Source organism: Rhodovulum sp. P5, from assembly GCF_002079305.1.
Taxonomy (GTDB): Bacteria; Pseudomonadota; Alphaproteobacteria; order Rhodobacterales; family Rhodobacteraceae; genus Rhodovulum.
This window is the reverse complement of record NZ_CP015039.1, coordinates 423,710-440,632: the sequence shown is the minus strand read 5'-3', so window position 1 is coordinate 440,632 and position 16,923 is coordinate 423,710. Positions and strand designations below refer to the sequence as shown.

Genomic DNA, 16,923 nt, shown 5'->3' with positions numbered 1-16,923 from the left:
CCGATGCGTATAGCGGTGCCTTTGCCGCTTCGGTTGATTCGCCCAAGTCAATTCCGGAAAACGCGTCCCAATGGCGCAACCTTTGATTGTTTCACGAAGTTTCCCGCGTCTTTTCAATGGCTTTCTGTTTCTTCGAAGCTGAAAAGACGGCTATAGTCGGCAAGCCTCCGCAGCGTTTGCCGGGAATGGCCTTTAACGGGAACGGACAGGATATGATCCGATCGGAATTGATCCAGATGATCGCGGAGGAAAATCCGCATCTCTACCAGCGTGACGTGGAGAGGATCGTCAACACGATCTTCGAGGAGATCATCGCGGCCATGGCCCGGGGCGACCGGGTCGAACTGCGTGGTTTCGGTGCGTTTTCGGTCAAGAAGCGCGACGCGAGACTGGGCCGGAACCCGCGTACCGGGGAATCCGTGGACGTGGCCGAGAAATACGTGCCTTTCTTCAAGACGGGCAAATTGCTACGTGATCGCCTGAACGGCAATGAAACGGACGAAACGGAAGACTAGATGCGCTACATCCGCTACCTTCTCCTGATCGCGATCGCGATCTGTCTTGTCGTGGTGGCCACGGCCAACCGCGACATCGTCACCATCAACCTGCTGGCCGATGAGTTGGCCACCTTCTCGGGCTTCTCGTATTCCGTCGAGGTGCCGCTCTATGTCGTGGGCTTTGCCGGGATCCTGGTCGGGCTTCTGATCGGCTTCGTTTGGGAATGGATTCGCGAAAGCAAGCAACGCTCCATCGCGGCCCGCCAGCGGCGCGAGGCCGTGCGGATGAAGCGCGAGCTTGAAAAGCTGCATGCCGAAAAGCACCGCAGCGAGGGCCGGGACGAGATCCTCGCGCTGGTCGAGCAAGGCGTGAAGACGCGATAGGTGTTGCGATGGCGGGCGGCGTTCGGGTCAAGATCTGTGGTTTGACGGACCGAAACGCCGTCGCGGCGGCCTCTGCGGCCGGCGCTGCCTATGTCGGTTTCGTGTTCTTCCCGAAATCGCCCCGCCATCTTGACGTTGAAGCCGCCCGGACCCTGGCGTTTGAGGTCGCGCCGGGCATTGCCAAGGTCGCGCTGACCGTCGATGCCGATGACGATCAGCTTGGGCAACTGCTCGACCGCGTGCCGATTGACATGCTTCAGCTTCACGGGCGGGAAAGCCCCGACCGGGTGTCCGCCGTCAAGGCCCGCTTTGGTCTGCCGGTGATGAAGGCCGTGGGCGTCGCGTCCGAAGACGACCTGCCCGCGCTTGAAACCTATGCCAAGGTGGCCGACCAGTTGCTGGTCGATGCCAAACCCCCCAGGGGCGCCGATCTGCCCGGCGGCAACGGGCTGGCCTTCGACTGGCGCCTGATCGCCAATCGCCGCTGGCCGGTGCCTTGGATGCTTGCCGGTGGTCTGACGCCGGACAACGTGGCACAGGCCATCGATCTGACCGGGGCGTCGCAGGTCGACGTGTCCTCGGGCGTCGAATCCAGCCCGGGCGTGAAGGATGCGGACAGGATTTCCCGGTTCATAGGGGCGGCCCGCGGCGTCAGCGTCGCCTGATCCAGCGCCCGGTTTCCGGGAAATCGCACCGGTCGGCACAACCCTGCGCCGTCATGCCGTGAACGAAATTCCGCCGATTTGAACGATACTGGCATTGTGTCCGTAGTGGGCTCCATGAAACCTGCTAGAGTCACCTTTGTATGGGGTGCCCAAATCGTGGGGAGTATTGGATGAGTTTGACGGCCAGGCCGGCGCGGCGCGCGGATGTTTTGGAAATAACGGCACTTTTCAACGATGGCACGGCAGGGCCGGGGGCCGTCGCCGTGGATGTCGGGCCCTACGAGGCCGCCTTTGACGCGATGGCGGCCGAACCTGAAAACCATCTGATCGTCGGAGAGATGAACGCCCGTATCGTGGCGTGCTGTCAGTTGATCTTCTTCTCGGGGCTTTCGAATCCCGGCCAGCGCCGCGCGCAGGTGGCCGCCTTGCGCGTCGCCCCGGACATGGTCGGGCAGGGGCTTGAACAGCAGATGATCGAGGATGCCAAGGCCCGGGCGCGCGCCGCGGGTTGCGGCCTGATCCAGATCACGGCGATCCGCGAAGAGATCGTGATGGGAATGATCGAAGGGGTCGGCTTTACCGCGTCGGGGACAAGCTATACACAAAGGCTCGACTGACCGGGAGAGCGAGAGATGGCCGAAGACCTCATCAACAGTTTCATGACGGGACCGGACGAAAGCGGACGGTTCGGAATCTTCGGCGGGCGGTTCGTGTCCGAAACGCTGATGCCGCTGATCCTGGAGCTTGAGGCGCAGTACGAACACGCCAAGACCGATCAGAGCTTCTGGGACGAGATGAACCACCTGTGGACCCACTACGTGGGCCGTCCCTCGCCGCTTTATTTCGCCGAGCGCCTGACGGACCGTCTGGGTGGGGCGAAGATCTATTTCAAGCGGGACGAACTGAACCACACTGGCGCGCACAAGATCAACAACGTGCTTGGGCAGCTTTTGCTGGCCCGCCGGATGGGCAAGACGCGGATCATCGCGGAAACCGGGGCGGGGCAGCATGGTGTGGCCACGGCAACCGTCTGCGCCAAGTTCGGCATGAAATGCGTGGTCTATATGGGCGCCCATGACGTCGAGCGGCAAAAGCCAAACGTCTTCCGCATGCGCCTTCTTGGGGCCGAGGTGATCCCGGTGACATCGGGCCGCGGTACGCTGAAGGACGCGATGAACGACGCGCTGCGGGACTGGGTCACCAATGTGCGCGACACGTTCTACTGCATTGGCACGGTGGCGGGGCCGCATCCCTATCCGGCGATGGTGCGCGACTTCCAGTCGATCATCGGCAAGGAAGCGAAAGAGCAGATGATGGCCGCCGAGGACCGTCTGCCCGACACGATCATCGCGGCCATCGGCGGCGGGTCGAACGCGATGGGCCTGTTCTATCCCTTCCTCGACGACCCCTCTGTCCGGATCATCGGCGTGGAGGCCGGGGGCAAGGGTGTGGACGAGAAGATGGAACACTGCGCCAGCCTGACCGGCGGCCGCCCCGGCGTGCTGCATGGCAACCGGACCTATCTGCTACAGGATGAGGACGGGCAGATCCTGGAGGGGCACTCTATTTCCGCGGGCCTCGACTATCCCGGAATCGGGCCGGAACATTCCTGGCTGCACGAAACCGGCCGGGCGGAGTATGTGTCGATCACCGACAAGGAGGCGCTGGCCGCCTTCCAGTTGTCCTGTGAGACCGAGGGCATCATTCCCGCGCTGGAACCGTCGCACGCGCTGGCCCATGTGGCCAAGATCGCGCCCGATCTGCCCGCCGATCACCTGATCTGCATGAACATGTGTGGGCGCGGCGACAAGGATATCTTTACCGTGGCGCAGCATCTGGGCTTCGACATCTGAAGAAGCGACTCGGATCGGCCAACCGATCCGGGTTATGCGCCGGAATCCCGTCTTTTTCGCCCTAAACCAAAGTTTATATACTTATTTCGAGGGTTTACCGGGGTGGGAACAAACCTCTGGCGTATAGATCGCAGCGGCGATGACCGGCTAATCGGGGGGCAGGCGTCATCATGGCGCTTGGCCGCCGCGTAAAGCTCGTTTCTCCGTTGTTGCGGAAACCAGTGACAGAGTTATCGGTCCGGTAGACGAGTTGGCTGCAAGAAGAAGAGGAGGCGTTCAGATCATATCCCCCAGCGGTCTGAGCGGCACATTACCCTAGTCTCACCTCTTCTTCCCTTGCTGGCACGCGGCGGCCCTATCCAGAAAAAGGATCGCGGGCCCGATGACAACTCCGGAGAAAAGCGCCATGATCAGGGCGCGGACCATGAAAACGACCACCGTGATGTCGATGACCGCGACGATGACCACGACCCTGACGATCACAACCTTCACGTTTGGCAAGGCCTCGCTCAAGATGCTGAACAAGACGATCCGGCCTCGGTATGAGCACGATCAGGAATGCGACTGCCAGACCTCAGAAGGACCTTGGCGCATAGCAATATGACACGATACGGATTCCTTCTCCTTTTCGTTGGCTGGATTACGGGGGCGGTTGCCGCCACCGCGCAAACCGATCTGCGGGACGCGGCCATCGCTGATATGGTGCGAGAGGGATATACCCGGTTCGAGGTTTCGCGCACGTTCCTTCGCCGGACGAGAATTGTGGCGTATGGTCCGTCGAGCACGCGAGAGATCGTTTTCGACCGCAACGGGGTGATCCGCGACATTACGTACGGGCCCGAAAATACCGTGACACGCCACCGGACGAACGATGCCAAGGGAAGACGGTCGGCTGATCGCACCGTGTCCGGGGGTAGTTCGCAAAGCGATGCGCCCCAGCCGCCCGGTGGTGCCCCGCCGGATGGTCCGCCGCCTGGGCGCGAGCCGCCAGACCGCGCGCCACCGCCGGGTTCCCCGCCCCCGGGCCCGCCGCCCGATAACGACTAGCCGGGGCGCTGTGTGACTGATCGAATTGCTTTCTTTGTGCTACTTGCGCTTCAGACCTGCTGCGCTGGCTTTTTCATTTATGACATCATGTCAAGCGTGCTTGGTCTGCAGACCCCGCCGATTCCATGGACGCTTTATGAACTGATCCAGATTGGCGCTGTCCTCGGGTTGGGGCTTGGGATGGCCGTGACGGCGACATTGTTCCTGCGGTCCTTGCGGGCGCGTCAGCATGCGGAGGATCGGCTGCGCCGCGCGTCGGGCGCGTTCATGGAGATCGTGTCGGAACGTTTCGACCAGTGGGATCTGACACCGGCCGAACGCGATGTGGCGCTGTTCCTGATCAAGGGGCTGTCGACGCGTGAAATCGCCGGGGTGCGCTCGACCTCTGAAGGGACGGTCAAGGCCCAGACGGCCGCGATCTATCGCAAGGCCGGCGTCAGCGGGCGGGCCCAGCTTCTGAGCCTTTTCATCGACGGGTTGTTCGATGATAGCCTGATGTCTGTCGTCACCGGTGGGGCAGACCATAGTCTGTCAGGACAGCCAGCGGAATGACGTCGCAGGCGGCCTCATGCGTCGCGCTGAGGTCGACCTGCGGGGCGCAGCCCTCGTCATGGGCCTGAAGGAACCGGCTGGCGCACAGGCACCAACGGTCGCCCGGTTTCAGGCCCGGAAAGCCGAATTCCGGCCGCGGGGTGGACAGGTCATTGCCGACATATTTGGAGTAGGCGAGGAATTCGGCGGTCATCACGGCACAGACAGTGTGGCTGCCGGTGTCCTGCGGGCCGGTGTCGCACAGGCCATTGCGGAAGAACCCGGTCATGGGCGCGGTCGAGCAGGGCGTGAGCGTGCCGCCCAGCACATTGACCGATGGGACTTTGTCATTGGGCATGGTCTCTCCTATCGGAAGCGGTCGGCCAGTTTCTGAAGCGGTGAGCGGTCGTCCACTGCGTCCTCAACGCCAGTCTTCGCCTCGGGTTTCTCCTTGGGCTTCGATTTCGGGGCCGTGGTCGAACTGCGCGGTGGCGCCACCCGCAGGGCCACCGCGTTCAGGAACCGCGCCGTATCGCCGCCGGCAAGGTTCGCGGCGCCGTTGGAAATCCCCCGCATCAGATCGTCCAGCCAGTCCTGATCCGCCTTGGCGAAATCCGACAGCACGTAACCCGACACCCGGTCCTTGTGGCCCGGATGCCCGATGCCCAGCCGCACGCGGCCGTAATCGGGGCCGAGATGCGCGTGGATGGAGCGCAGGCCGTTATGCCCCGCATGCCCGCCACCTGCCTTGACGCGACATTTGCCGGGGGCGAGGTCCAGTTCGTCGTGGAAGACCGTCACGTCGGCGGGGGTCAGCTTGTAGAACTGCACCGCCGCCTGCACCGCATCGCCGGAGCGGTTCATGAAGGTTTCCGGCTTCAGCAGGACGACCTTTTCGGGGCCCAGCCGCCCCTCTGCCATCTGGCCCTGGAACTTGGCGCGCCAGGGGGAGAACCCGTGATCCGCGGCGATCCGGTCGACGGCCATGAAACCGATATTATGCCGGTTGCCCGCATATTTCGCACCCGGATTGCCCAGCCCCACGAACAGACGCATTTGTCATTCCCTGCCGCTTGCACTTTATGCCTTCATGCCCTGAACTGCGCCGAAAGGCCAGTCACGCGCCGAAACAGGGAAGGGACCCGATGTATCTGACGATGAACCGTTTCAAGGTCAAACCCGGCTGCGAAGAGGCGTTCGAAGACGTCTGGAAGAGCCGGGACAGCCACCTGAAGACCGTGCCGGGCTTCGTGTCGTTCCATCTGCTGAAAGGCCCGCACCGGGACGACCACCGGCTTTATGCCTCTCACACCTTCTGGGAAAGCGAGGAGGCCTTCACCACCTGGACCAAGTCAGAGGCCTTTCGCGCCGCGCACAAGGGGGCCAAGGGGCCGTCGGATTTGTACCTTGAGCCGCCGGAACTGGAAATCTTTGAATCCGTTCAGGCGTTGAGCTGATCCCAAGGGCCGCGACGTCGAGGGCGGCCCGATCGTCGAAGGCACCTAGTCCTGCATGCGTCAATGCCCGGATAATGGGCATTGGCGCATTTTTCGTGCAGAATATCTGCAATTAGAACGGTTGTACGGTCCGAAAACCATTCCGAAACCCGGCGATCCCTAAGCTTGTGCAAGCTTGAAAGAGCCAACAGCCGTCAACGGCATGGAAGACAGGACAGGGCCCGGAGGGAGGCGGGCGGAACGGACGAAGGGGAAACGCCGATGGAAACGCAGTCGACAATGCCGAGAACCGCGCCGCATGCCCGGTGTAATTCCCGACAACCCGTGCCGTTCCGCAAATGGCTTGTGGGACTTTCCCTGATCCTCTCCCTCGTTCCCGGACTCACACGCGCCGCCGAACCCCCGGTGTCCATGCCCCCCGAGGTCGAAGCCTTCGTTGCCGCCGATGAGTGGGAGGCCCATGCCGGCCCGCTGTCGGATGAGGTGGAAACCGCAAGGCTGAAGGCGGGGATCCTGTGCGTGGCATGGGCGCGCGACATGATCGATCAGCATTGGCGGATGCTGGACGCGCTGGAAGGGCAAAGCACATGGACGCGAGAGCGCGAACAGCTTTGGCACCAGATCGGATGGGTTGAGGAATTCGAAGATCGTTACCTGCGCCCGCGCATCGATGAAGACAGCCAGACGATGCTGTTCGAGGTGTGGTGGCCCGCCGGTATCAGTACCCCGGCGGCCAGCGACGAGGCAGAGGAAATGCACCGGTTCTGTCTTGGCCTGCCTGGCCTTCTGGGCAGCGTCGATCCGTTTTCACCCTACGCCTTTGACCGGGCGTTTCACTGAACACGCGTCGGCGCCGACAGACCGGACCTGGGTCCTGAAACGAAAAACGGGGCCCGCATGGCCCCGTTTTGCCTTTGCCACGAAAGCGGCGGCTTATTCTTCCGCGCCCTCTTCGGCCTCTTCATCTTCGGAAGAGCGGAGACCGGACGGGGCCGAGATGTTGGCGATCACGAAGTCGCGGTCGGTGATCATCGGGCGCGTGCCCTCGGGCAGGGTGATGTCCGAGATATGCACGATATCGCCGATGTTCAGCTTCGACACGTCGACGGTCAGCTTCTCGGGGATGTCGCCCGCGGTCACCTTGAGCTCGACTTCCGGACGCACCACGGTCAGAACGCCGCCCTTCTTCAGGCCCGGCGACGTTTCCTCGCCCACGAACTCAACCGGGATGAACAGGTTGATGCGGGAGGCGCGGCGCAGGCGCATGAAGTCGACATGGATCGGAAGGTCCTTGACCACGTCGCGCTGCACGCCGCGGCAGATGACGCGCACGTCTTCCTGACCGTCGACCTTGAGGTTGAACAGCGTCGAGAGGAAGCGGCCAGCCTTCAGGCGCTTCAGCAGCTCGTTGTATTTGAGGTTGATGGCCACGGGTTCTGCGCCGCCGCCATAAACGATGCCCGGTACGAGATTCTCACGACGAGATTGACGAGCGGCCCCCTTGCCCGTCCCCGTCCGTACCGTGGCGTGAAGATCAGGGATCTCACCTGCCATTGGTCATTCTCCTAAGGTTATGGGCATCCTCCAAGGGTGTATGCCCGTGTGAAGCCGCGCGCATAGCCGAGAGCGCCGTAAATTGGAAGGGCAAAATGGCCGTCAGGCCCATTTCCCTTCGAAATCCTCGGGCACCAGCAGGATGTCGCGGTCAAGACCGGCAATCGACTTGCGCCCGCACAGGGCCATCGTCGTATCAAGCTCCTTGTGCATGACCTCCAGCGCGCGGGTCACGCCGGCCTCGCCCATCGCGCCAAGGCCATAGATATAGGCCCGCCCGATATACGTGCCCTTGGCGCCCATCGCGATGGCCTTCAGCACGTCCTGACCGGACCGGATGCCGCCGTCGAAATGCACCTCCACCCGGTCGCCCACGGCCCGGACGATGGAGGGCAGGGCGCGGATCGAACTCAGCGCCCCGTCAAGCTGCCGCCCACCGTGGTTCGACACGATGATCGCGTCGGCACCCACATCGGCGGCGCGGCGCGCGTCCTCCGCATCCAGAATGCCCTTCAGGATCAGCTTGCCGCCCCACTGCTCCTTCAGTTTCTTCACCTTGTCCCAGTCAAGCCTCGGGTCGAACTGTTCTGCCGTCCAGTCCGACAGGCTGGAGGCATCGCTCACCCCCTTGGCGTGGCCGACGATATTGCCGAAGAACCGCCGCTGCGTGCCCAGCATCTCCAGCCCCCAGCCCCATTTGGTGGCAAGGTTCATCATCGTCTGCAGGGTCAGCTTGGGCGGCGCGGACAGGCCGTTCTTCAGGTCCTTGTGCCGCTGGCCGAGGATCTGCAGATCCAGAGTCAGGACCAGCGCCGAACAGTTCGCGTCTTTCGCGCGCTGAAGGATGCTGGCGACGTAGTCCTCGTCGCGCATCACGTAAAGCTGGAACCAGAAGGGTTTCGTGGTGTTGGCCGCCACATCCTCGATGGAACAGATCGACATCGTGGACAGCGTGAACGGCACGCCGAACTTCTCTGCCGCCCTGGCGGCCTTGATCTCACCATCGGCCGATTGCATGCCGGTCAGCCCCACCGGGGCCAGGGCCACCGGCATCGCCACATCCTGCCCGATCATCTGCGTGGCGGTCGACCGACCCTCCATATCCACGGCCACGCGCTGGCGCAGGCGAATCTTCTCGAAATCCGTGGTGTTGTCGCGGAAGGTCTGCTGGGTCCAACTGCCGGTTTCGCAATAGTCGTAGAACATCCGGGGCACGCGGCGCTCATAAATGCGGCGCAGGTCTTCGATGGTGGTGATCACGGCCATGGCTGGTCCCTCGCTTTGGTAAAACGGCTTTACCAATCGGCGCCCGGCATCGCAACGGGGATTGCTGCGTCCCGGCCAATCCGCCATGCAAGGGTATGAGTATCGTAACCTTGGGTCTTCTCGCCTCCCTTGCGGCCGGTCTGATGACCGGCGTCGGGGCACTGCCGATCCTGTTCGGGCGCAGCTTCTCCCGCCGGACCAATGACACGATGCTGGGCTTTGCCGCTGGCGTGATGCTGTCGGCGTCGTTCTTTTCGCTCATCCTGCCGGGGATCGACGCGGCACAGGGGCTGTATGGCAGCGTGGTCGTGGCCGCGCTTCTGACCGGGGCCGGAATCGCGATTGGCGCCCTTGCCGTGGCGGCGATGAATGAACTGCTGCCGCACGAACATTTCGTCGAGGGGCGCGAGGGGGCCGAGGCCGCGGCGCTGGCCAAGATCTGGCTGTTCGTCATCGCGATCACAATTCACAATTTCCCCGAGGGCATGGCCGTCGGTGTGGGCTTCGGCGGTGGCAATGTGGCCAACGGCCTGTCGCTGGCCACCGGCATCGGCCTGCAAAACGCGCCAGAGGGGCTGGCGGTGGCCGTGGCACTGGCGGGCCAGGGCTATGGCCGGTTCCGCGCGTTCCTGATCGCGCTGGCGACTGGTTTGATCGAACCGGTGGGGGGCGTGATCGGTGCCGCCGCCGTGTCGGTGTCAGAACATCTGTTGCCCTGGGGTCTGGCCTTCGCGGCGGGGGCGATGGTCTATATCATCAGCCACGAGATCATCCCCGAAACCCACCGCCACGGGCATCAGAACCGGGCGACGACTGGGCTGACCGCCGGTCTGATCCTGATGATGGTGCTGGATGTGACGCTGGGCTGAGCCGCGGCTCTGGCAGCCTCCGGGCCGATCGCCTATGAACAGGGCAAGATCGCACCGGCGACCAACCCATTTCGGAGTGAGGACCCCATGCCCTACGTCTATGACGACCAGAACATCTTTGCCAAGATCCTCCGGGGCGAGATCCCCAACGACACCGTTCTGGAAACCGAGCATACGCTGGCCTTCAACGACATCGCGCCCCAGGCCCCGATCCATGTGCTGGTGATCCCCAAGGGCCCCTATGTCTGCTATGACCATTTCGCGCTGGAGGCGTCGGACGCCGAGATCGCCGATTTCAACCGGGTGGTCGGGCAGATCTGCCAGATGAAGGGACTGCAACCGGGAGAGGGCGGAGCCGGCTTCCGGCTGATTTCCAACGCCGGTAAGGACGCCGTGCAAGAGGTGCCGCATCTGCACGTGCACATCCTTGCCGGGCGCAATCTGGGGCGGATGCTGGGCAAGGCCTAAGCCGATGACATGGCGGTGAGGCTGGTCGTTTCGCCGTCAAACGGGACGGATAGCTGGCGTCAGACCTGACGCCAGCCGCCATTGTCGAGACCGTCTATCGTCCAGTCCCCCACGCGGTACCGGATCAGCCTGAGCGTCGGGTGCCCAACCGCTGCCGTCATCCGGCGGACCTGCCGGTTGCGACCCTCGGTGATGGTTAGCGCGATCCAGCAGTCTGGGACAGATTTGCGGAACCGCACCGGTGGCGTGCGGGGCCAAAGACCGGGGGGCTCCCCTTCGATCCGGTGCACCTGTGCCGGTCGGGTCGGGCCGTCCTTCAGCGTGACGCCATCCCGAAGCGCCGCAAGCGCCTTGTCAGAGGGCAGCCCCTCCACCTGCACCCAATAGGTCTTGGGCGTCTTGGTCTTGGGGTTCGCGATCCGCGCCTGCAACCGCCCGTCATCGGTCAGCACCAGCAAGCCTTCGCTGTCCCGGTCCAGCCGTCCGGCGGGATAGACACCGGGGACGTCGATGAATTCGGCGAGCGTCCGGCGGTCGGGCCGGGGCGGGCCGTCAGCGGTGAATTGCGAAAGAACACCCCAGGGTTTGTTGAACAGGATGACCCGGCTCACGCCGCGCCCTTCTTCTCCGAGGTCAGCTCGACGAAGACGTCTTCCAGATCGGGTTCTTCGGTGGCGATGTCGCGGATCGTGATTCCTGCCTTGCGCACCGCTTCGATCAGGGCACCGGTCGCGATCTGGCTGCGCCGATAGGTGAAACACAGCGCGCCGTCGCGGCGACTGCAGCTTTCCACGCCTGCGGGCATGTCCGGTACGCCAACCTCTTCCTCGGGGTGGATGACCAGCGTTTTGGCGTCCATCCGGCCGATCAGGGCCGAGGTCGTGTCGCGTGCGATCACCTCGCCATGATTGATGATGGCGATCTCGTCGCACATCTCCTGCGCCTCTTCCAGGTAATGGGTGGTCAGGATGATGGTGGTGCCCTGTTCCTCGTTCAGGCGGCGGATATTGGCCCACAGCATCTGGCGCAGTTCGATATCCACCCCCGCGGTCGGTTCGTCCAACACCAGCACCTGCGGGCGATGGACCAGCGCCTTGCCCAATAGCAGCCGCCGCCGCATGCCGCCGGACAGGTTTCGCGCATAGGCATCGGCCTTGTCGGTCAGCCCGATGGCCTTCAGTACCCGGTCGGTCACGCGTTGGGATTTCGGCACGCCATAAAGGCCCGCCTGAACCTCCAGCGCGGCGCGGGGGGTGAAGAACGGGTCGATGTTCAACTCCTGCGGCATCACCCCGATGGAGGCGCGGGACTGCCGCGGGTTGACGTCCTGGTCAAAGCCCCAGATCCGCACCTTGCCCGAGGTTTTCAGTACAAGCCCCGCAAGGATGTTGATCAGCGTCGACTTGCCCGCGCCGTTGGGCCCCAGAAGACCAAAGATCGACCCCGCCGGAATATCCAGATCGACGCCTTTCAGCGCCTCTTTCGGGGGCTGGCTGCCGCTTGCGGCATAGGTTTTCCGAAGGTCCTCGATCTCGATCGCGTTGCCGCCCATGTTGCGCCCCCAATGCCGCTTGCCCGTGTCGGGCCAATCGCTATCATGCCGCGAAACCTAAGGCGACCCCGTCGCCCGGCAACGACTGGAGCAGACATAGATGGCCACCGAAGCGCCCGGGCATCCCAAGGCCCTTGACGCCCCCGAAACCGAAATCGTGTCCGCATGGCGCGTGGCCTGCGACGGCAGCGGCCCCGCATTGGGCCACCCCCGCGTGTGGCTGATCATCCCCCATGACACGGGCTATGTCGAATGCGGCTATTGCGACAAGCGGTTCGTCCATGAAAGCTTTGCCGACAAGGTGAAATGATGCTGCCGCCGCCGGTGCATGTCCGCATCGGCGGGCAGGGCATCGCGACATGGGTGATGGGGCAGGGGCCGGCGCTGGTGCTGGTTCACGGCACGCCGTTTTCCTCCCATGTCTGGCATCGGATCGCGCCTGTTCTGGCGGTGCGCCACACGGTCTACATGTTCGACCTGCTGGGCTATGGGCAGTCGGCCAAGCCTGCGGGCGATGTCTCGCTTGGGGTTCAGAACGGGGTTCTGGCGGGGCTGTTCGCCCATTGGCAGTTGACCACGCCCGGGGTGATTGCCCACGACTTCGGCGGGGCAACGGCGCTGCGCGCGCATCTGCTGGACGGGCTGGATTATGACCGGCTTTTGCTGATCGATCCGGTGGCGCTGCGCCCCTGGGGCAGCCCGTTCGTGGCCCATGTGAAACGGCATGAGGCGGCGTTTGCGGGCGTGCCGGAATACATGCAGCACGCGATGCTGGCCGCCTATATCCGCACGGCATCCCATGCGGGGCTATCCGATGCCGCGCTGGCGCCTTACCTCGAACCGTGGCTGGGGCAGACGGGACAGCCCGCCTTTTATCGCCAGATCGCGCAGATGGACATGGCCCTGACCGACGAGGTGGAGCCGCTTTACCCGTCGCTTCGCTGCCCCGTGCGGCTGATCTGGGGCGAGGAAGACGGTTGGATCCCGATTGCCAAGGGCGAGGAACTGGCTGCGCGTCTGCCCGGTTGCCGCCTTGTCCGGGTGCCCGGCGCGGGCCATCTGGTGCAAGAGGATGCGCCGGAGGCGATCCTTGCACAGGCCCTGGATTTCTTCGGGTGAGACGATGACAAGCCGCACACGCCGCAACCTGGTTTGGCTTGGGGGGATCGCGCTGGCCTATGGGGCGCTGTCGCGCGGGCCGGGGCTGGTGCGCCGCGTCTTTCCCGCGGCCTTCGATTTCCAACCCGTTCCGGGCCTTGACGGGTTTCGCCGGATCGCCCGCGGCGATGTTTCCGCCGTCTCTCCGGTGCTGATCGGGCTGGACCCCGACACCGGGGCAGAGGCCGTGCCGGCAGTGCCCGGTCTGCGCGAGGACCTTTGCCGCCATCTGTTCGGGCGGCCGTCGAGGGCGGCGGTGCCGGTGGCCTATTTTTCGGATTATCACTGCCGGTATTGCCGCGTGCTGACGCCGCTTCTGGTTCAAAGGGCGGACGGCGGCGGGCCGCCGATCTCGATCACGTGGCACGAACTCCCCCTGTTGGGCGCGTCCTCGCGGATCGCGGCGCGGGCCGCCCTTGCCGCCGGGATGCAGGGCGGGGCGGCGGCGTGGCATGCCCGCATGATCGGGTCGTCCCTGGTGCCGACGCCCTCCTATTTCCGGCAGGTGGCCGAAGACCTCGGCCTTGATGGCGCGCGTCTGGTGACAGACTTGCAACGGCCAGAGATCGACCGGCAGCTTGGCATAAGCCGGGGGCTGGCCGATCTCTTCGGTTTCCCGGGCACGCCAGCGCTGGTCGTCGGGCGCACGGCCGTCCTTGGCCGGATCGAAGCCCATGACCTGGATCGCCTGATCGCGCTGGAAGCCGAGGAGGCGGCGACCGCCCCTTGTGCCTGACCTCTGGCGGGCGGCGCGACTTCGTGGCAAGACCGGGAGAGGACAGCGAAGGGGACCCCGACCATGAGCGGCAATTTCGGCAAGGGCTGCCACCTGCATCTGATCGATGGCTCGGCCTTCATTTTCCGGGCCTTCCACGCGCTGCCGCCCTTGACGCGGAAATCCGACGGGCTGCCGGTGGGGGCGGTCAGCGGCTTCTGCAACATGATCCACAAATATGTGGAGGACAACGCGGGCCCCGATGCGCCGACCCATGTGGCGGTGGTGTTCGACAAGGGCAGCCACACCTTCCGCAACGATCTGTATGACCAGTACAAGGCCAACCGGGACGAAATGCCCGCCGACCTGCGCCCCCAGATCCCCCTGACGCGCGACGCGACGCGCGCCTTCAACATCGCCTGTATCGAAAAGGAAGGGTTCGAGGCCGACGATATCATCGCAACGCTTTCCCGGCAGGCGACGGAGGCTGGCGGTCGTGTGACCATCATCAGCTCCGACAAGGACCTGATGCAGCTGGTCGGCAATGGCGTCGAAATGCTGGACGCGATGAAGAACAAGCGGATCGGGGTCGAGGAAGTCGAGGAAAAGTTCGGTGTCGGCCCGGACCGCGTGATCGACGTGCAGGCGCTGGCCGGGGACAGTGTCGACAACATCCCCGGTGCGCCCGGGATCGGGATCAAGACCGCCGCCTTGCTGATCAACGATTTCGGGGATCTGGAAACGCTTCTGGACCGGGCCGAGGAGATCAAGCAGCCCAAACGCCGCCAAACGCTGATCGACCATCGCGCCCAGATCGAGCTGTCGAAAAAGCTGGTGACGCTGGATGTGGATACGCCGCTGGACGTCACGCTGGACGATCTGGAGGTGAAGGCACCCGACGCAGACGCCCTGCTGGGATTCCTGACCGGCATGGAGTTCCGCACCCTGACCAAGCGGATCTCCGACAGCCTGGGGGTCGAGGCCCCGGTGATGGCAGACACCAACCCGGCCGGCGCGAACCCGTCAAAAGACGCCGATGGCCCGGACAAGCTGCCCTTTGCGCCCGAGACATATGAATGCGTCCGCGACGCGCAGGCGCTGCAGGTCTGGATCGACCGGGCCCATGCCCGCGGCTGGATCGCCGTCGATACCGAGACGACCGGGCTGGATGAGATGCGATGTGATCTGGTGGGCGTCTCGCTGTCGGTCGAACCTGGGCAGGCCTGTTACATCCCCCTCGGTCACCGGGGTGGGTCAGACGATCTCTTCGGCTCCGATACCAGGGCGGAGGGGCAGATGGAGATGGACGAGGCACTGGGGATGCTGAAGCCGCTGTTGCAGGACCCGGCGGTGATGAAGATCGGCCAGAACATGAAATACGACGCCAAGGTTCTGGCCCGCTATGGCATCGACGTGGCCCCCATAGACGACACGATGCTGATGTCCTACGCGCTGAATGCCGGGCTGCACGGGCACGGCATGGACACGCTGTCCGAGCGCTATCTTGAACATGAGCCGATCCCGATCAAGTCGCTCTTGGGTTCGGGAAAATCGGCCATCACATTCGACCGGGTGCCTGTGGATGAGGCGGTCAAATACGCCGCCGAAGACGCCGATGTCACCCTGCGCCTGTCGCAGGTCTTCAAGCCACAACTGCATCAGCGCAAGGTCACGACCGTCTATGAGACGCTGGAACGTCCGCTGGTCCCGGTGCTGGCCGAGATGGAAATGACCGGTATCAAGGTCGATCGTGACACGCTTTCCCGCATGTCGAACGCCTTTGCCCAGAAGATGGCCGGGCTGGAGGCGGAGATTCACGAACTGGCGGGGGAAAGCTTCAACGTCGGCTCCCCGAAACAACTGGGCGAGATCCTGTTCGACAAGATGAGCCTGCCCGGCGGCAAGAAGGGCAAGACCGGCGCCTATGCCACCGGCGCCGATGTGCTGGAGGATCTGGCGGCCGAGGGGCACGATCTGCCCGCCCGCGTGCTGGACTGGCGGCAGTTGTCGAAACTGAAATCGACCTACACCGACGCGCTGCAGGACCATATCAACCCCGACACGGGGCGCGTTCATACATCTTACGTCATCACGGGCGCGGTGACCGGGCGGCTGGCCTCGACCGACCCGAACCTGCAGAACATCCCCGTGCGCAGCGAGGAAGGCCGGCGCATCCGCGAAGCCTTCGTGGCCGACACCGGCATGCGGCTGATCAGCCTCGACTATTCCCAGATCGAGTTGCGCATCTTGGCCCATGTGGCCGGGATCGACGCGCTGAAACAGGCGTTTCGCGAGGGGCAGGACATCCACGCCATGACCGCCTCAGAGATGTTCGACGTGCCGATGGAGCAGATGACGCCCGAGATCCGGCGGCAGGCCAAGGCGATCAATTTCGGCGTGATCTACGGCATTTCGGGCTTTGGCCTTGCGCGCAACCTGCGCATCCCGCGGTCAGACGCGCAGGGCTTCATCGACCGGTATTTCGAACGGTTCCCGGGCATCAAGGATTACATGGACGACACCGTCGCCTTTGCGAAAGAGCACGGGTTCGTGCAGACGCTGTTCGGGCGCCGGATCCACACGCCCGAGATTTCCGCCAAGGGACCCAAGGCCGGCTTTGCCAAGCGTGCCGCGATCAACGCGCCGATCCAGGGCACCGCGGCCGACATCATCCGCCGCGCCATGATCCGGATGCCCGCGGCGATTGCCGACCTGCCGGCCAAGATGCTGCTTCAGGTGCATGACGAACTGATCTTCGAGGTGGAGCAGGGCGCCGAGGATGCAACCATCAGCGCGGTGCGCGAGGTGATGGAGAACGCCGCCATGCCGGCCGTGAAACTGGACGTTCCGCTGGTGGTGGACGCCGGGCAGGGGGCCAACTGGGCCGAAGCGCACTGATCCCGGCGG

21 protein-coding genes are annotated in these 16,923 nt (G+C 64.0%); 14 read left to right on the top strand and 7 right to left on the bottom strand.

The features are described from left to right. Positions 1 to 212: 212 nt before the first annotated feature. The 5 genes from ihfB (at position 213) to trpB (ending at position 3,399) form a co-directional block, all read left to right on the top strand. A complete protein-coding gene (gene ihfB, locus RGUI_RS02135; RefSeq protein WP_081531543.1) occupies positions 213 to 515 on the top strand; it encodes an integration host factor subunit beta in 303 nt (100 codons plus the stop codon). After that, a complete protein-coding gene (locus RGUI_RS02130; protein WP_081531542.1) occupies positions 516 to 881 on the top strand; it encodes a lipopolysaccharide assembly protein LapA domain-containing protein in 366 nt (121 codons plus the stop codon). An 8-nt stretch (positions 882 to 889) separates the two neighbouring features. Further along, positions 890 to 1,546: a phosphoribosylanthranilate isomerase gene (locus RGUI_RS02125; protein ID WP_081531541.1), complete on the top strand. Its 657-nt coding sequence runs from the start codon at positions 890 to 892 to the stop codon at positions 1,544 to 1,546. Positions 1,547 to 1,716: 170 nt separating this feature from the next. Further along, positions 1,717 to 2,163 carry a GNAT family N-acetyltransferase gene (locus RGUI_RS02120; RefSeq protein ID WP_172841062.1) on the top strand — a complete coding sequence of 149 codons (447 nt, stop codon included), beginning with the start codon at positions 1,717 to 1,719 and terminating at the stop codon, positions 2,161 to 2,163. Between the two features lie 15 nt (positions 2,164 to 2,178). Next, entirely contained in the window at positions 2,179 to 3,399 is a 1,221-nt protein-coding gene (trpB, locus tag RGUI_RS02115) for a tryptophan synthase subunit beta (protein ID WP_081531539.1), read from the top strand. A 321-nt stretch (positions 3,400 to 3,720) separates the two neighbouring features. Here the strand turns inward: trpB and RGUI_RS02110 are convergent, their stop codons facing one another. Further along, the gene (locus RGUI_RS02110) at positions 3,721 to 3,912 is read right to left on the bottom strand and encodes a hypothetical protein (protein WP_216640091.1); all 192 of its coding nucleotides are present in this window, start codon (positions 3,910 to 3,912) and stop codon (positions 3,721 to 3,723) included. Between the two features lie 621 nt (positions 3,913 to 4,533). Between RGUI_RS02110 and RGUI_RS02105 the strand changes: the two genes are divergently transcribed. Next, entirely contained in the window at positions 4,534 to 4,998 is a 465-nt protein-coding gene (locus RGUI_RS02105) for a helix-turn-helix transcriptional regulator (protein ID WP_081535929.1), read from the top strand. Here the strand turns inward: RGUI_RS02105 and RGUI_RS02100 are convergent. Beyond that, entirely contained in the window at positions 4,952 to 5,335 is a 384-nt protein-coding gene (locus RGUI_RS02100) for a DUF2237 family protein (protein ID WP_081531537.1), read from the bottom strand. The two genes, RGUI_RS02105 and RGUI_RS02100, sit on opposite strands and share 47 nt — an antisense overlap. A gap of 8 nt (positions 5,336 to 5,343) precedes the next feature. Further along, a complete protein-coding gene (gene pth / locus RGUI_RS02095) occupies positions 5,344 to 6,033 on the bottom strand; it encodes an aminoacyl-tRNA hydrolase (protein WP_081531536.1) in 690 nt (229 codons plus the stop codon). Positions 6,034 to 6,122: 89 nt separating this feature from the next. Here pth and RGUI_RS02090 point away from each other — a divergent pair, with 89 nt between their 5' ends. Beyond that, positions 6,123 to 6,434, top strand: a complete 312-nt coding sequence (locus tag RGUI_RS02090; protein ID WP_081531535.1) for an antibiotic biosynthesis monooxygenase — start codon at positions 6,123 to 6,125, stop codon at positions 6,432 to 6,434. A gap of 411 nt (positions 6,435 to 6,845) precedes the next feature. Further along, positions 6,846 to 7,274: a hypothetical protein gene (locus RGUI_RS02085; protein ID WP_156882842.1), complete on the top strand. Its 429-nt coding sequence runs from the start codon at positions 6,846 to 6,848 to the stop codon at positions 7,272 to 7,274. Between the two features lie 93 nt (positions 7,275 to 7,367). On the opposite strand, the gene RGUI_RS02080 is transcribed toward RGUI_RS02085, so the two are convergent. Then, a complete protein-coding gene (locus tag RGUI_RS02080) occupies positions 7,368 to 7,988 on the bottom strand; it encodes a 50S ribosomal protein L25/general stress protein Ctc (protein ID WP_081531533.1) in 621 nt (206 codons plus the stop codon). A 102-nt stretch (positions 7,989 to 8,090) separates the two neighbouring features. Then, entirely contained in the window at positions 8,091 to 9,254 is a 1,164-nt protein-coding gene (locus RGUI_RS02075; protein ID WP_081531532.1) for an alpha-hydroxy acid oxidase, read from the bottom strand. Positions 9,255 to 9,349: 95 nt separating this feature from the next. Between RGUI_RS02075 and RGUI_RS02070 the strand changes: the two genes are divergently transcribed. Together RGUI_RS02070 and RGUI_RS02065 are read left to right on the top strand one after the other, a co-directional pair. After that, positions 9,350 to 10,123 carry a ZIP family metal transporter gene (locus RGUI_RS02070; protein ID WP_253798755.1) on the top strand — a complete coding sequence of 258 codons (774 nt, stop codon included), beginning with the start codon at positions 9,350 to 9,352 and terminating at the stop codon, positions 10,121 to 10,123. Positions 10,124 to 10,210: 87 nt separating this feature from the next. Then, a complete protein-coding gene (locus RGUI_RS02065) occupies positions 10,211 to 10,591 on the top strand; it encodes an HIT domain-containing protein (RefSeq protein ID WP_081531531.1) in 381 nt (126 codons plus the stop codon). Positions 10,592 to 10,650: 59 nt separating this feature from the next. Here the strand turns inward: RGUI_RS02065 and RGUI_RS02060 are convergent, their stop codons facing one another. Together RGUI_RS02060 and RGUI_RS02055 are read right to left on the bottom strand one after the other, a co-directional pair. After that, the gene (locus tag RGUI_RS02060; RefSeq protein WP_081531530.1) at positions 10,651 to 11,202 is read right to left on the bottom strand and encodes a pseudouridine synthase; all 552 of its coding nucleotides are present in this window, start codon (positions 11,200 to 11,202) and stop codon (positions 10,651 to 10,653) included. Beyond that, on the bottom strand, positions 11,199 to 12,143 hold the full coding sequence (locus RGUI_RS02055) for an ABC transporter ATP-binding protein (RefSeq protein ID WP_081531529.1): 945 nt from the start codon (positions 12,141 to 12,143) through the stop codon (positions 11,199 to 11,201). Before RGUI_RS02055 ends, RGUI_RS02060 begins: the two co-directional genes overlap by 4 nt. Positions 12,144 to 12,243: 100 nt before the next feature. Between RGUI_RS02055 and RGUI_RS02050 the strand changes: the two genes are divergently transcribed. From RGUI_RS02050 to polA, 4 genes are all read left to right on the top strand, one after another. Then, positions 12,244 to 12,453: a zinc-finger domain-containing protein gene (locus RGUI_RS02050; protein ID WP_081531528.1), complete on the top strand. Its 210-nt coding sequence runs from the start codon at positions 12,244 to 12,246 to the stop codon at positions 12,451 to 12,453. Next, complete coding sequence (locus RGUI_RS02045) at positions 12,450 to 13,262, top strand: alpha/beta fold hydrolase (RefSeq protein ID WP_253798752.1); 813 nt, start codon at positions 12,450 to 12,452, stop codon at positions 13,260 to 13,262. The genes RGUI_RS02050 and RGUI_RS02045 overlap by 4 nt, the downstream gene beginning before the upstream one ends. 4 nt (positions 13,263 to 13,266) lie before the next feature. Further along, entirely contained in the window at positions 13,267 to 14,037 is a 771-nt protein-coding gene (locus RGUI_RS02040; RefSeq protein ID WP_172841060.1) for a DsbA family protein, read from the top strand. Between the two features lie 63 nt (positions 14,038 to 14,100). Next, positions 14,101 to 16,914, top strand: a complete 2,814-nt coding sequence (gene polA / locus RGUI_RS02035) for a DNA polymerase I (RefSeq protein WP_081531525.1) — start codon at positions 14,101 to 14,103, stop codon at positions 16,912 to 16,914. Positions 16,915 to 16,923 lie beyond the last annotated feature (9 nt).